The sequence below is a fragment of the Herpetosiphonaceae bacterium genome (assembly GCA_036374795.1).
In the GTDB taxonomy this organism is placed as follows: domain Bacteria; phylum Chloroflexota; class Chloroflexia; order Chloroflexales; family Kallotenuaceae; genus LB3-1.
The window spans coordinates 62,289-77,425 of record DASUTC010000037.1 but is presented as its reverse complement, the minus strand read 5'-3'; the positions used below and the strand labels follow the sequence as shown (position 1 = coordinate 77,425).

9 protein-coding genes are annotated in these 15,137 nt (G+C 61.4%); 7 read left to right on the top strand and 2 right to left on the bottom strand.

Annotated features, from left to right (window positions below; translation table 11 throughout):
* Positions 1-49: 49 nt before the first annotated feature.
* Both VFZ66_02405 and gltX read right to left on the bottom strand, forming a co-directional pair.
* Positions 50-1,114: a 3-oxoacyl-[acyl-carrier-protein] synthase III C-terminal domain-containing protein gene (locus tag VFZ66_02405; GenBank protein ID HEX6288008.1), complete on the bottom strand. Its 1,065-nt coding sequence runs from the start codon at positions 1,112-1,114 to the stop codon at positions 50-52.
* A gap of 144 nt (positions 1,115-1,258) precedes the next feature.
* Positions 1,259-2,752 carry a glutamate--tRNA ligase gene (gltX, locus tag VFZ66_02400; GenBank protein HEX6288007.1) on the bottom strand — a complete coding sequence of 498 codons (1,494 nt, stop codon included), beginning with the start codon at positions 2,750-2,752 and terminating at the stop codon, positions 1,259-1,261.
* A 227-nt stretch (positions 2,753-2,979) separates the two neighbouring features.
* Here gltX and VFZ66_02395 point away from each other — a divergent pair, with 227 nt between their 5' ends.
* The 7 genes from VFZ66_02395 (at position 2,980) to VFZ66_02365 (ending at position 15,070) form a co-directional block, all read left to right on the top strand.
* Entirely contained in the window at positions 2,980-5,952 is a 2,973-nt protein-coding gene (locus VFZ66_02395; protein HEX6288006.1) for a hypothetical protein, read from the top strand.
* Positions 5,953-6,124: 172 nt separating this feature from the next.
* On the top strand, positions 6,125-6,592 hold the full coding sequence (locus tag VFZ66_02390) for a TadE/TadG family type IV pilus assembly protein (GenBank protein HEX6288005.1): 468 nt from the start codon (positions 6,125-6,127) through the stop codon (positions 6,590-6,592).
* A 40-nt stretch (positions 6,593-6,632) separates the two neighbouring features.
* On the top strand, positions 6,633-7,295 hold the full coding sequence (locus tag VFZ66_02385) for a TadE/TadG family type IV pilus assembly protein (protein HEX6288004.1): 663 nt from the start codon (positions 6,633-6,635) through the stop codon (positions 7,293-7,295).
* A 74-nt stretch (positions 7,296-7,369) separates the two neighbouring features.
* Positions 7,370-9,784: a VWA domain-containing protein gene (locus VFZ66_02380; GenBank protein HEX6288003.1), complete on the top strand. Its 2,415-nt coding sequence runs from the start codon at positions 7,370-7,372 to the stop codon at positions 9,782-9,784.
* 330 nt (positions 9,785-10,114) lie between these two features.
* A complete protein-coding gene (locus tag VFZ66_02375) occupies positions 10,115-12,493 on the top strand; it encodes a hypothetical protein (protein HEX6288002.1) in 2,379 nt (792 codons plus the stop codon).
* A gap of 197 nt (positions 12,494-12,690) precedes the next feature.
* Positions 12,691-13,746: a Flp pilus assembly protein CpaB gene (cpaB, locus tag VFZ66_02370; protein HEX6288001.1), complete on the top strand. Its 1,056-nt coding sequence runs from the start codon at positions 12,691-12,693 to the stop codon at positions 13,744-13,746.
* A gap of 25 nt (positions 13,747-13,771) precedes the next feature.
* Entirely contained in the window at positions 13,772-15,070 is a 1,299-nt protein-coding gene (locus tag VFZ66_02365; GenBank protein ID HEX6288000.1) for a response regulator, read from the top strand.
* Positions 15,071-15,137: the final 67 nt, after the last annotated feature.

The window sequence follows — 15,137 nt, the reverse complement described above, 5'->3', positions numbered from 1 at the left end:
CGTTCAAAGTTTCGAGTTTCGAGTTGTTCCTCTGCTCCCTTGTTCTTCCTTATCCCTCAATCAGCACCAGCTCCGACGAAAAGCCCGGCCCGAAGACACACAGCAGGCCGGTATCGCCGCGCGCGATCGTCGCGTGCTTGAGGAAGCGTTCGAGAACAAAGAAGATCGTCGCCGAGGACATATTACCGTATTCTCGCAGCACGGCGCGGCTGTGATCGAGCGTTTCGGGAGCGAGATCGAGGGCGGACTGGTAGGCTTGCAGCACCTTCGCGCCGCCGGGATGATAGATATGGTGATCGATCGCGTCGGGCGTGAGATCGTGCAGCGCTAGAAACTCGGCTGCCAGATCGCGGTAGTGGCGCGTGACGACGGAAGGAATCCGCGAGCCGAAGACCACGCGAAAGCCCTGATCGACTACGTCCCAGCCCATCAGGTCGAGCGAGTCGGGGAACAGCGTCGAGTGCGTATCGACAATGCGGGGAGCGTGCTCCACAGCGCGATCGACGACCTGATCGCCCGCCACCAGCACCGCCGCCGCGCCATCGCCAAACAGCGACAGCGCCACCAGATTACGCTTCGAGCGATCGTCGGGCTGGAGCGTCAGGGTGCATAGCTCGACCGTCACCAGCAGCACGCGATGTGTGGGAAACGCGCGCACATACTCCTGTGCCCGCGCCAGGCCGCCCAGGCCGCCCGCGCAGCCAAGGCCCCAGATGGGAGTGCGGCGCGTGTGCGGGCTGAGATTCAGCAGCGTGATCAGGCGCGCGTCGATCGAGGGCGCGGCAAGGCCGGTCGTCGAGACAAAGATCAGATGATCGATCTGATCTGCCGTAACGTCGGCCTGCTCCATGCAGCGGCGCGCGGCCTCCTCGCCAAGCTGGCAGGCGCTATCGATGAAGCGATCGTTGGCCTGGCCCAGGCCATGCGGCTGCATATACCATGCGGGCGGCTCCGAGAGATAGCGGGTATCGATCTGCGCGTTGTCGAAGATCGTCAGGTAGCGCTCAATATCTGGAATGCTCGATCTAAAAAACTCGCGAGCGTAGTCACAGACGGCTTGCTGCGTGACAGCATAAGGCGGCACGGCGGTCGCCACAGACACAATAGCGGGCATTCAGGCTGCTCCATTCTCCCTAGGTGCATCGCCACTCCGACGCATACAATAGTCATACCACAGATTACGTAGCACGCAGCCCAAAAAATCCTCGCGCCGGTGACAGGCACGAGGATTCTTGATGATGAGACGAAGCGCGATCGATCAGGCGGTGGCGCTCACATTCGCCAGCGACGCGGATGCACGCTCCAGCCGGGCCAGCGTTTCGTCGCGGCCCAGCGCGTGCAGCGTCTCGAAGAGCGGCGGCGATACCTTGCTGCCCGTCGCGGCGACACGCAGCGCCATGAACAGATCGCCGACTTTGAGGCTAAGCTCCTCGGCCAGCGCGCGCAGACGGGCCTCAAGCGCCGCGATGCTCCACTCCTCAAGGCCGCGCAGCGCATCGGTCGCCGCCAGCAGCGCGCCCTGAGTGGTGGGCGCGTCGAGCTTCTTGGGCACCAGCAGCGCGTGGTCGTAGGCTGCGGGAGCGTGGAAAAAGAACGCCAGCAGATCGGGCGCTTCGCTGAGCACGACCAGCCGCTCCTGAATCAGCGGCACCAGCGCCTCGATATACGCGCGCTGCTGGGCGCTGACAGCCTCACTGAGCAGACCGGCCTTCTGGAGATACGGCAGAATACGCCCGGTCAGCTCGGCGGGCGACATCCGGCGAATATAGATGCCGTTGAACTTATTCAGCTTCTCGATGTTGAACACACCGCCGGATGGCGAGATCTTCGTCAGATCGAAGCGCTCGATCAGCTCGTCGCGCGTCATGATCTCCGTGGTTTCGTCGTAGCCCCAGCCGATCAGCGCCAGGAAATTCGTGATCGCCTCCGGCAGATAGCCTTTCTCCAGATAATCGGTGATCGACGTATCGCCGTGGCGCTTCGACAGCTTCTTGCCGTCCGGGCCGAGCACCTGGGGCACATGCACCCACACCGGCTGCTCCCAGCCGAAGAACTGGTACAGCAGCACATGGAGCGGCGAGGTAGCGATCCACTCGTCGCCGCGCAGCACATGCGTAATCTGCATCTCATGGTCGTCGACCACAACTGCGAAGTGATAGGTGGGATAGCCGTCACCCTTGATCATCACCATATCGTTCTGGAGCGCATTCTGGAAGGTGATCGGGCCGCGAATCAGATCGTTCACCACAGTCTCGCCCTCACGCGGCACCGCCAGGCGAATCACGCAAGGCTTGCCCGACGCCTCCTCGGCGGCGCGCTCCTCGGCGCTCAAAGAGCGGCAGTGCCGATCATAGCCGGGCGGCTCCTTGCGGGCCTGCTTCTCCTCGTTGACCTGTTTGAGCCGCTCCGGCGTACACCAGCACTTGTAGAGATGGCCCTTTGCCAGCAGCTCGTTGGCGTACCTGTGATACATGTCGAGGCGCTCCGACTGTTTGTAAGGCGCGAACGAGCCTCCGACATCGGGGCCTTCATCCCAGAGCAGGCCCATCATACGGATCGACTCTTTGAGCTGCTCCTCGGCCCCCTCGATATAGCGGTTGCGGTCGGTATCCTCGATACGCAGAATAAACTGGCCGCCGGTATGCCGTGCCCAGAGCCACTCGAACAGAATCGTACGCATACTGCCGATATGCACATAGCCCGTGGGGCTCGGCGCGAATCGCGTACGAGCCGGTCGCTCTCCATGAGTCATCTCAATCCTCCAAAAACAAACAATGCATATTCAGAAAAACCTTTTCGGGAATCGTTGGGGACACTGCGCCCAACGTACCCGCCGCCTGATGGCGCGCCACCCTGGATTATACCAGCCGTCGTCGCCGCGCTGTTTCCCCTGGCCCAACCGCCACAGCATAGTATCCATCAGCAGCGCCTCAGCTTCGCGTTGGAGGGCGGCGCGAACGAAGCTGGTATAATCGCGTCATGCAAAGCATTGGCATCGTGCTGCGGACGCTGCTTGGCGTGCCGCTGTTCTTGTATATTCCGGGCTACATCCTCGACCGCCTGTGGCTTGAAGAAGGTATTGCCGTACGCGGCATCGAGCGCCACATCACCCGCATCGTCGCGAGCGTGCTGCTGGTCGGCTGGCTGGCCTTCCTGATGGCCGAGATCGGCGTTTTCGGCTACTGGCTGCTTGCGGGCTGCGTGCTGGCGCTGGCTGTGCCCGGCCTGCTGCTGCTCCACCGCCGGGGGCGTCTGCCGCGCTTCGAGCGGCTCGCCGCTCCACCTTCCGGCATCGTGGCTGGCCGCTCACCGGCGCGCACAGCGCTCGGCGGCATGCGCGCGCGCCTCGCCGCGCTGCGCTTCGATCATCTGCTGCTGGGGATTGCGCTGCTCTTCGGGCTGCTGGTGGCGCGGCCCTTTGAAGTGATCCGTGGCGGGCTGGATGCCGGTGTGTACGCCAATACCGGCGTTGCCATCGCGCGCACCGGCTCGATCGTGCAGCACGATCCGATCGTCGCGGATATTGGCCGTCGAGCGGCGGCAGGCGATGACCTCGCCAGACAGATCGAAACCAACATACTGGGCGTCCAGAGCGCAAAGCGCAACATCGCCACGCGCGTGCGAGCGGCGGGCTTCTTTATCAGCGGCGGCGAGCTTGCGCAGGGCCGCGTAGTGCCGCAGTTCTTCCACCTGTGGCCGGTCTGGATCGCGATCTTCGTGTCGATGCTCGGCCCCACAGCTGGCTTGATCGCGACCGGCGCGTTCGGGACGCTGGGCGTCGTGCTGCTGGGGCTGCTTGGTCGGCGGATCGCGGGAGGACAGGCCGGGCTGCTAGGAGCCCTGTTCCTGGCGCTGATGACGCCGCAGGTCTGGTTCAGCCGCATGTCTACCTCGGAGGCGCAGGCGCAGGCGTTGACCCTGGCCGGGCTGTGGGCGTTCACCCACTTTGCCGACGCCACCGCGCGGCGCGAGCGAATCTGGTGGGGCGTGCTGGTCGGTGGCGCGTGCGGCGGGCTGGCGCTCACGCGCATCGATAGCTTCTGGGTGGTGGGGCCTGCCCTGGCGCTGCTGCTGTACGTCGCGCTGACGCACCGCTGGCACATCGGCTACACGGTGCTGGCGCTGACACTCGGCGCGCTGCTGGTCCACACCGCGCTGCATACGCTGCTGATCGCGCGAGCCTACTTCTTCGACACCGGCTACGCCCGCTTTCAAGACTACGCGCTCACGATCCGCCTGAGCCTGCCGTTCCTCACGCCTGAGCTACAAGATCGCTTCATGAATCGCTGGGGCAGCAAATACCAGGACCCGTGGCGGCTGTGGATCGAGCTCGGCGCGATTGGCGTGGGCGTTCTGCTGCTGGCGGCGATCTGGCGCTGGCCGCGTCCGCTGCTTGTGCTGGAGCGCTGGCTGCAACGGCGGCGGCGCTGGCTGCTGACCGGCGGCGCGCTGGCCTTAGGCGGGATGGCGATCTACGGCTACCTGATCCGACCCGAAATCCTCACCGCCGAGACGCTGCGGCATCCGTTCGCGCCGACGAACTGGCTGCGATTGCAGGGCTATGTCGGCGCGCCGATCGAGCCGCCGATCGACAAATATTGCCAGCCGGGCGAGCCATGCAAAGAAACGTTATACATCGCACTGGCGAATATGGTCCGGCTGGGCTGGTATCTCTCGCCGCTGGGCGTGGCGCTGGGCACGATCGGCTGGCTGCTGCTCTGGCACAGGCTGGACCGGCACTCGTGGTTCTTCGTGGTGATCGCCACGATCTATGCGCTGTTCTACATTCGCTCGCTGTACGGCACCAGCGATCAGACCTATATCTACATCTTGCGGCGCTACGTCCCGCTGGTCTATCCCGCCTTTGCGCTGGGAATGGCCTACGCACTGGCGCAGATCGGCGGCTGGCGTCCGGGCGCCGGAGTCGAAGGGAGCCGCCGCGTACGTCTGGCGCGCGCCGGATTGTGTGCGCTGCTGACGGCGGCGCTGCTGCTCTTTTTTGTGGTGACGGGTCGCACGGTCTATGCGCACGTGGAGTACGCTGGCGTGCTGCGCCAGATCGAGGCGCTGGGCGAGCAGGTCCGCGATCAGGACATCGTGCTGATCCGTGGCGGCGGCGTCGACGAGGTAGCCGTGCGCAACACCTCAGAGCTGATCGCCGCGCCGCTCACCTATGTCTATGGACGAAACGCGCTGCCGGTCAAGGGCTACGCTCCGGCAAAATATCCCACCGCGCTGGCCGATCAAGTCACGCGCTGGCGCGGCGAGGGTCGACGAGTCTATCTGCTGCTGGCAGCCAGCGGCAGCGACATGCTCTTTCCGGGCTACGGCCTGCGCTCGCTCGACACCTGGACCCTGCGGCTGAACGAGTTCCAGCAGCTTGCCGACCAGAAGCCGAAAATCTCGTACATCAACGAGGTTCCGTTTCACCTGTATGAGCTTGTGCCAGCGGACGCCGCAGACCAGCCGCGCTCGTTCACGTACGACGATACCGGAGCGCAGGTTGCCGGTTTTTATCGCAGCGAGCAGATCGGGCAGGAGCCGCAGCGCACCGCCTGGACTGATGGCATAGCTGTGCTGCGGCTGCCGACGACGGCGCAGGGCAGGAGCCTGGCGTTGTTCCTCGCGGGCGGCAAACGTCCGCAGGCGCTCGGCGCTGCGCGCGTCTGTATCGACATCGTTGCGGAGCCCAGCCCATACCCTGATGGCGGCGTCGCCCAGCCGGCTGCACCCGGCGTACCCTGGCGCGAGCTGAGCTGCACCGCGCTCCTTGAGACGATCTCCGAGGTACAGGTTGAGCTTCCGCACCTGGGAACGGACAGCGCCGTGCTGATCCGCGTGCGCTCCACACCCTGGATACCTGCCGCGACACCGCCTGATCTGGGAATGCCACAATCCCAGGATGCCCGCCGCCTCGGCGTGCGCTTCGCAGGCGCGACGATCAGCCCATAAACAGGGCGCACAAGCCACACCGCCCCACCGACGCCAGTCTGATCAATCCTGGTCGAACTGCGCTCTGTGGGGGTTTTGCATGTTTCAGAACTTGGTACCATCGGACTATGGTTGTGCCAGAGTGAGGCTTCTATACTTCTATCCATAAACAGAAGGTGTCAGGAGTCTCCGTATGAAACGACTCGCACAGGGCCAATCAATAGTTGAATTAGCACTTCTTCTGCCATTCCTCATCCTCATGACTATCGGCACGATGGAGATAGGCTACTACGTGTACACCTACTCCGAGCTGGAAAATGCCACACGCCGGGCATCGGAGTGGGCGGCCAAAACACCGCCGTTCACGGTCAGCTCGTCCGACGACAACGCGGGCGACAAATGCGCGGTGCTGATCAAGGAACATGCCCTTGACGGCGTCTTCCTGAGCGACTTGACCTATAACAACATTACCATCAGCTATCCGTCAGGATCTACTCGAAATCCGGGCAAGTTGATTCAAGTGCAGCTCACCTACCAGGGTGAATGGCTATCCCCGATCGGTCAGCGATTTTTGGGCGAGTTCCTGAACTTCAACTTCACTGCGCGACGCACGATCGTCAGCACGGGCGCACCTCCAGGGCTCAACCCGGATTGCTCGTAGTAACCGTTTGCGATTGATGGTATTGGTAGGAGTAGATCTCATGAACATTAAGCGCTCATGGCATATCCACCGCACGCTTCGCAAGCAGGTTGCACACCGTTTCGCGCGGCGACACGCATCAGGCCAGGCGATGGTCGAGCTTGCGCTGGCGGCAACCTTTCTGGCGCTCCTGTTTGCGGCAGCGGTCGATCTGGGTATCGCCTACAAGTCGTACCAGACGCTGATGAATGCCACCGCCGAGGCAAGCAGCTACCTGACGCTCTACCCGCACGCCAGTTGCACTTCAAATTCATGTGACGAAGCGCAGCTTGAGGCAGCCGCCGATCGTGAGGCCCGCACGCGTTTTCGCACCGAGCAGGGCACCCAGCTTAAAGGTTCGGCCAGCACGCTCGACCTCGACTCGAATAATGTCGATGATCTGGGAGAGCATGGCTGGGGCTGGATCGAGCAGCGCGTGCGGATCCAGGAGGCCGACAGCTCGCAAATCATCATCACCAACGATGACTTTGCCGTCGGCGAGAGCTTCAACGGAACGAGCAACCCGGACTGTCTGGCGCGCAAACGCTTCGATAGTCAAGGCCGACAGTGTTATATCGTCGTGCGTGCGACGATCATCTACCATCCGTTCGCCATCTCACCGGCAGTCGGCGAGGACATGCCAATCCGCGCCATCTCGGTGAAGCCCATTGTTGCCGGGCCGTAGGCAGACAGAGGCCCGGCACCGTATCAACTCCGAAGTCGTTCCAGCCGCGCTTCAACATTATCGGGGGTAGCTTTATGCGCCACCAGCGCAGACTCCGATCAGATTATAGTACATCCAACATTATCGGGGGTAGTCGTATGCGTCGCAGTTATCGTAGACAATCAGGCCAGAGCATGCCATTGATTGCACTAATGCTTGTTGTCATTATTGCAATGGTAGGCTTATCAGTCGACGTCGGGAATGCATATGGTCAGCAGCGCCGTATGCAGAATGCCGCCAATGCAGGTGCATTAGCGGGCATGAACTCGGTGATCATCAACCAGCGCAACCAGGACGTCTGGGCAAACATCCAGCGGACCATGGCGGGCAACCGCGTCGATAATGTTGGCCCGGACTATAGCTACCGCGCCGACTATATCCTTGAGAACGGCAGCGTCGTTATGCTGGGCACGTGGAACGGCTCCACGGCTAACGTTCCCAACGGCGCACAAAATCCCCCGAACAACATCGTGCGCTTGCAGGTGACAATTACTGAGCGCGTCGGCACCTACTTTGCGCGTGTCATCGGTCGGAACGACCTGACGGTGAATGCGAACGGCAATGCCTGTATCGGCGGCTACCGGCTGGGCGTCTATCCGCTGGGCGTGCCTCACGATCTGATCCGGACCAAATCGACTCACGGACACAAGGCTCCGGAGCCATACCACCGCATCTATCGCTCGAACGGCACCGAGCTGCCGATGACCGACCCGAACTGGGGCGTTTGGGACAGGATGAAGGGCATGACAGTCCATCTGCCCGTCGAGAACTGGGACGACGCCGTCGCTGGCACGCATATCTCGTGGCTGAGCTGGACCGGCGGCAACGGCGCGAGCGAGCTTGACCATGCGATGACGTATCCGGGCCGCCTTCAGGATGGCTTCACCGAAGGTGTCGTGGGCGATCCCTCGCTGCCAAACACCAAGCCCCTTGGGCAGCTTACCCTGGGCGACTGGATCAACGGCGATACGGGTGCCAAGTCGAGCTTGAAGGATGAGCTGGATGCGCTGGCCGCGAAGAAGCGCGATCTGATCCTGCCGATGTACGATATTGCGACCAAAGTCGGCGGCATCTCGACCTTCCACGTGATCAAGATGGGCGTGTTCCGCATGAAGGATTACTCCATGACGGCCAGCCCCAAGTATATCAATCTTCAGTATCTGGGCGATGCCAAGGCTTCGCCGAGCGAGTGCGCCAGCGAGCCGAACCCGGACGACAGCTACGAGACGGCCAAGCGCTTCAACGTCGACGGCACGAGCAAGGTCAACCGTGTCTGGAGCAAGCAGCTCCCAGGCGATACTACCTATGACATCGTGCTGGTCATGGACACCTCGGAATCGATGGGCTACGACTGGAACGACCGCCGCCCAGGCACTGGTGGCTACCAGTATCCGCGCCTCAACGACGCCAAGCAAGCGATTGTGGACTTTGTGCAGGGATACGATCTCACATCCGACCCGGATGCGCGCGTCTCCTTTGTGACCTTCGCCGGCACCGGCAACAATGCTGCGAAGACCCAGGTTAGCTGGACGACCTCCGGCTGCACCCCGGCGCAGATTACCGGGAACGCCTGCACGCCCGAAAAGAGATGGAACACCGTTCAGGCCAAAGCCAAGTCGATGACGGCCACCGGCTATACGCCCGGACCTCAAGCGTTCGAGGCGGTGGAAAGCCTGCTGCGCAGCAAGCGCACGCCACCGGCGGGCAAGCAGTATCGCCAGATCGTGCTCTTCGCAACCGACGGCGTCTTCAACGTCTGCGGCAGCGACCGTGGCGCGCAGAACTGCCCGTACGGCGAGCTTGTGCCATTCGACAACAGCCTCGGCGGCAATGAGCAAAACTACCTGAACAACCCATCCTACAACATGGTTTCTGGTCGCCCCGTATGGCAGGGACAGCAGGTGTCGAGCCGAATCAAGAACTCAGGCGCGCGCGTCTTCGTCGTGGCGCTCACGCCGCGCGGCGGCAACTTCGACCCGGCGGGTCTGCCTGAGATGAGCAGCGGCACCGGCTACTACTACGAGGCCGACGACGGCGGCGCGATGGCGAACATCTACGCCACGATCAAACAGAAGATGGACCAGGACACCTGCCAGCCGATGGAGGTATGGCAGCCTGCCGAGGGCGCGCAGATCAAGCTGACGCAGCCGCATAACCCGACCTTCATCAAGACGACCGTGGCGTACACGAATGGTCAGTGGAGGTTTGTCGACCTGGAAGCCGGTCAGTACGTCGTCAAGTCGGAGCCGCTGACGATCACCAGCCGTGAGGACGGCAAGACCCGCAAGTACTCACGTGTGCGCAACGGCCTCAACCTGAGCGAAGAACAGCAGGCTTCGGTCTATATCAACCCGCAATTCCCGAACGGAGCGACGGTGTATACAGAACTGCTCATGTCGCTGCCGCTCGGCCCGGATAACGTCCCGCTGAACGGCTGCAACACGCCGTAGTTGGATAGCTCGCCGGAGCAGGCTTAGCGCGCTAGGCCTGCTCCGGCACTGTTTTGATCAACGCAATGAATTGCTGTGGTACATCAGAAAAAACGCTGCCTTCTTTGTATTTTAAGCCCGATATTGAAGATCCAGCTCTCATGCGACAGCGCTACGACGTATAGCCTTTGGAAACATTCATCACGTGTTGTGTCATTCCTACCAGACATCTCCCTCTACAGCATGTATTAGTCCCCCTATGTGTACATCAGCTTACACCTTCGCCAGGCATAGGGATCAGTCGACATCGCCTCTGCCTAAAGCACAGGTAACTCATGGAAAGGTGCATCGATGAAACCGCATCGCCGACGACCACTAGCAGTCACCAGTTGGCTGATCATTATCACGCTCTTGCTCGTTCTGTGGCCGAAGCCGAGCACCGCGGCGCAAGCCGTCGTTCGTCTGGCGGACTCGAACCAGAATTGGAGCGAAGGGCGCTTCATCCGTACCGGCCTGGCAGCAACCGAGATCGGCGGCGTGCAGCTCGTACCCGCGAAAGTTTTGGACCAGTGGGACACCGCAACCGGGTTGCCCTACGGATTGAGCCAGCACACGACGACGACCTACCGCAATCGGATCTTCGTCGTCGGCGGCAACAAGCTCGAAAACGGCCAGCTGGTCAAGAGCGACGCCTTCTTTGCAAGCAAGCTCATACCGGGCAGCGGCGGCCAGTTGGAGCCTTGGTCCTGGCAATCGGGCAATTCTACGATCCCGGCGCTTCCAATCAAAGTTTCCGACGCCGCCACGATTGTGGTAGAGGTCGGCAGTAAAGCGTATCTTTTCGTGCTCGGCGGCCAGCGCGGCGAGGGCAACCTCGACGATGTCACCACGGCCAATATCTACAGCTACGAAATTCGTGAAAACCCCAACGGGCAATTGCTCCCAGGGTCCTGGCAGCTATCGGCGAGCCAGTTGCCGCACGAGCCCAACTACGATCTGAACGATCCCGACGTGGGACGCGGCGGCGGCGCTCGCAATATTTCTGCCGCGACCATCACGATCGCCGGGGAGACGTATATCTATCTCTTTGGCGGCTTGAGCCGAACGTATATTGCCGGTGGATACGACGAGCTGTACTTCAGCACCGTCTTCCGCTCCAAGGTGACAGCCAGCGGCAGCGGCCCTGTGCTCGGCGCGTGGGAGGCAGTTGGCGATATTACCGAACGCATTAACACCAGTGTGCAGACTGTTGCGCTGGCAAGCGCTGCGGCGGTGACATTTATCGATCCCGACGATGGCTCCACTGGAGTGTATTTGATCGGCGGAACCAACACGGTCAACATATACGATGCCAACGCCTATATTGCCAAGATCAACGGCACCGATCCGGCAGCGCCGATCGCCTGGCTGGATACCGGCAATATGTCGGAAACCCGCATCGGACATGATGCGGTCCAGGCTAAGGGCAAGATCACTATCTCCGGTGGTAGTGTCAACGCCGATGCGCCGACGACCTCCCTCGCGCGCGGCTTTATCGAGGAAGACCTCAAGCTCTACCGGCCTGACCCGCTTTCCGCGAACTTTGATCTTGATCAAGGCGCGCTCGAACAGGCGCGCATGTATCATACGATGGAGACGTTGAGGGACTCGCAGACCGCCATTGATTATGCCTATATCCTTGGCGGCAGGGTCCAGATCAATCAGCAGACACAAGATCGAGCCAGCAGCCAGGTGTTGTACGGCGATCTTGACGAGCAGCCCCAGGAAACGGAAGACTTCGTGGCCGACGGCAGGTATTACTCGAAAGTATTCGACTTTGGTCTAAGAGCGGAATACTTCAGGCTCATATTTACCACGATGGTAGACCCAGGTGAAACGATCGAGATGCAATACCGTGTCGGCAACGATCGGCAAAATCTGAGCGCGCCGACTGTCATTCCGATCACGCCCCAGGCCGGCACAAATACCTACACCTTCACATTCTCTCCGTCGATCGAGGCGCAATACTTCCAGTTCATCGCCACGCTCAAAGCGTCGCCTACCAACCGCAGGTCCTCGCCGATCTTGGATAAGGTCGAGCTGGATGTCAAGCGTATTGGATTTCCCAACATTCGTTTCAAGGCGCAGAATCCGCCACAATTCCAGCCCAGTACAATCGACTCAACCACCACCACGATCACGCCAGTGATCCCGATCATCAACGAACGCTATGACGCCGAGCACCCAGCGCTCGACGCAGACTGGGACGCGCCCGGATCATTCTTCGTCGACATCTATGTCATACCGCCCGGTCAAACGCCGACCGCTCCCACGATGGGTCAAACCGGCATTGCCTGGGCCGAGGTCAGCAAGGCGCTGATGAAAAGCACGATGGAAGGACCCTACATCATCCCCTCGGCAAACTGGCGTCCTGGCTCGTGTACCACCAACTGCCCGACGGTGAACTGGAAGCATATCTTCACCGCCGTCGGCACGTACAACATCTATGTGATGGTCGACTCAATCGATGATCCGGCGGCAATCTTCGGCAACGTCAAAGAATCCGACACCTCGACGACGCTCGGCGAAACGGACAATATCTTTGGGCCGTTCACCGTCACGGTCAATGAATTCGTCGATAAGCGCACCTTCGTGCCGATGACCATGACGCCGCCGACGCAGGGCGCTGCGATCCCGACCGCGCCGGAGATGCCCCGTAGACGTGTCCATACGATTGGGGATAGTCAGTAGGCATAACTGTAACACTTCTGAAAGTACCAAGGCGGTTTAGGGCTAACGCATCGCTCAATAACCACCATTCCCCTCTTATAATGCCAGGGCAACGCGGCACAGGTTGCCCTGGCATTGTTTGTTAACCTGCACGCTTTACGGAGGCAAGCGCCCCCCAATCCGTCGACTCAGCACACGAAAGGTATAGGTAGCTTATTATGCGTCGTGGAAGCAGCAGCTTACTGATCATCGTTGGACTTTTTCTACTCCTGGCAGCGGGCGCTGCGGGCGTTCTCATGTTCTACTCTCCGAGTGGAGGAGCGTTTGCCAATACCCCCGCGCAACTGCCGCCCACGACCGAGCCGATGGTTGCCGTGGTCAAAGCCGACATCGACATCCCTGAAGGCACGGTGATTACTTCGACCGAGGGCCTGCTCAAGATGGGCGAAGTCCCGACCAGCCAGTTCAGCGAAGACATGAACCTGGTCAGCATCGAGGATGCCCGCAACATGATCGCGACGAGCACGATCAAGGCGGGCGATGTCGTCCGTAAAGATGCGCTGCGCAAGGCTGGTCTGGCGCAGAAGATCCCGGCTCCCAAAGAGGGCGAGGCTCCCGTCAAGGCCTTCCCGATCCAGGTCAACAGCCTCTCAGGCGTGGCCGATCTGGTCCAGCCGGGCGACTTCGTCGATGTTGTCGCCTCGTTCAATCTGGATGTGATCACCTTCCATCCGGGCGTTCCGCAGAAGGAAGATACCGGCACCGTCAATACGATCACCGAGCATACCACCAATGAGGGCGCGTCGAAAGTGCTGCTTCAGGATGTCGAGGTGCTCGACGTGATCAAGCCCGCGCCGGTGGTTGAGGGCGAGGAGGGCGAGGCATCGCCCACTCCTGAGGCAACGCCGCCGCCAGCGCCGCCAGCGGAGGGCGAGGGCACAACCGGCGCGGGCACGTCCTCGCAGGCCAATGTGTTGAACAGCGGCAACTGGATCATCGTGATCGCCGTCTCCAACCAGGAGGCCGAGGTGCTGCGCTTCGCGCTGGACCGTGGGATCAACATCACGACGATGCTGCGGCGCGCTGGCGACCACACCACCGAGCGCACGGTGGGTGCAACGATGCGTATTCTGGTAGATAATTACGGTATGCCGATGCCGAGCTTCCCGCAGGTGGTGCAGCAGCCTGGCCCGACGCAGCTTGACCAGGTGCCGACGATGCCGCGAGTCGATACCGAGTCGTTTACGCCAAAAACCAATACAAACAACCAATAGGTTGGAAGGAGCGGAGAAGAAGCTCATGGCTGAACACGACGATAAGATCAAGGTCATCATTGCCGATGATGTCGCCGAAACACGCGAAATCCTCGAAAAAGCGCTGTACTTCGAGAAGGACATCGTAGTCGTCGCCAAGGCCGCGAACGGGCGCGAGGCCGTCCAGTTGTGCAAGCAGCATCAGCCGGATGTGGTGCTGATGGACATTAACATGCCTGAGCTGGACGGCATCGCGGCCACGGAAGCCATCGTCGCGCAAATACCTGGTACGCAAGTGATCATCATGAGCGTGCAGAGCGAGCAGGAGTATCTGCGCCGCGCGATGCTCGCCGGAGCGCGCGAGTACCTGATCAAGCCGCCGGATACGGATGAACTGGTTCGCAGCATCCGCCACGTGTACAAGCTGCGCGCGTCGGCACCACGCCTCGCCGCCGGGCCGATCGAAACCGCCGCAGCGCGTACCGACCAGGGCAAGATCGTGGCGGTGTTCAGCCCCAAGGGCGGCTCCGGCTGCACGGTGATCGCCGCAAACATGGCGGTGGCGCTCAAGCAGATTACCAACAAGCGCGTCGCGCTGGTCGACGGCAATCTGGTCTTCGGCGATGTCGGCGTGGCGATGAACATTGTCGCCAACAAGACGGTGCTCGATCTGGCGTCACGGGTGCATGACATCGATGCGCAGTTGATCAACGATGTCACCGTGCCGCACACCTCGCAGGTGCGCGTGCTGCTCGCGCCGCCCGACTCGCAGAGCGGCGAGGGGATTACCCCGGACCAACTGCGGACCGTGCTGGAGGGCCTGCGCACCCAGTTCGATTATGTGGTGGTGGATACGCAGACCGCCTACGACGATCGCACCCTGACGATTCTGGACGTTGCCGATCGCATCCTGGTGCTGATGACGCTGGAGCTGACGGCGATCAAAAACGTCAAGCAGTTCTGCGAGCTGGCAGGGCCGCTCGGCTACGCCGACGACAAGCTGATGCTGGTGCTCAACAAAGCCGACTCGCGGCTGGGTATTCGAGCCGAGAGCATCGAGGGCCAGATTCGTCATAAAGTGGCTGCGCAGATCGGCAACGCGCCCTACGAGATGACGCTGGCGCTCAATCAGGGCGTGCCCCTGGTCATCGATCGGCGCAACCACCCGGTAGCCAAGGATATTACGGGGCTGGCGGCGCTGACGGCGAATGCGCTCAATCCGGCTCCGGCCACTCCCGAAAACGGGAAGGCGGCAAGCTCGAAGGGCGCGCCTACGCCCGCCGCAGCGCCGGTGGTGCAGGAGACGAGCAAAGGTTTATTCGGACGCTTGCTCACCAAACGATAGGTGTGCGGCCTTGCCTGAAGCAGGTGTGTCGCTCCGGGCAAGGCGCTGCGTTCAACGTTCAACGTTC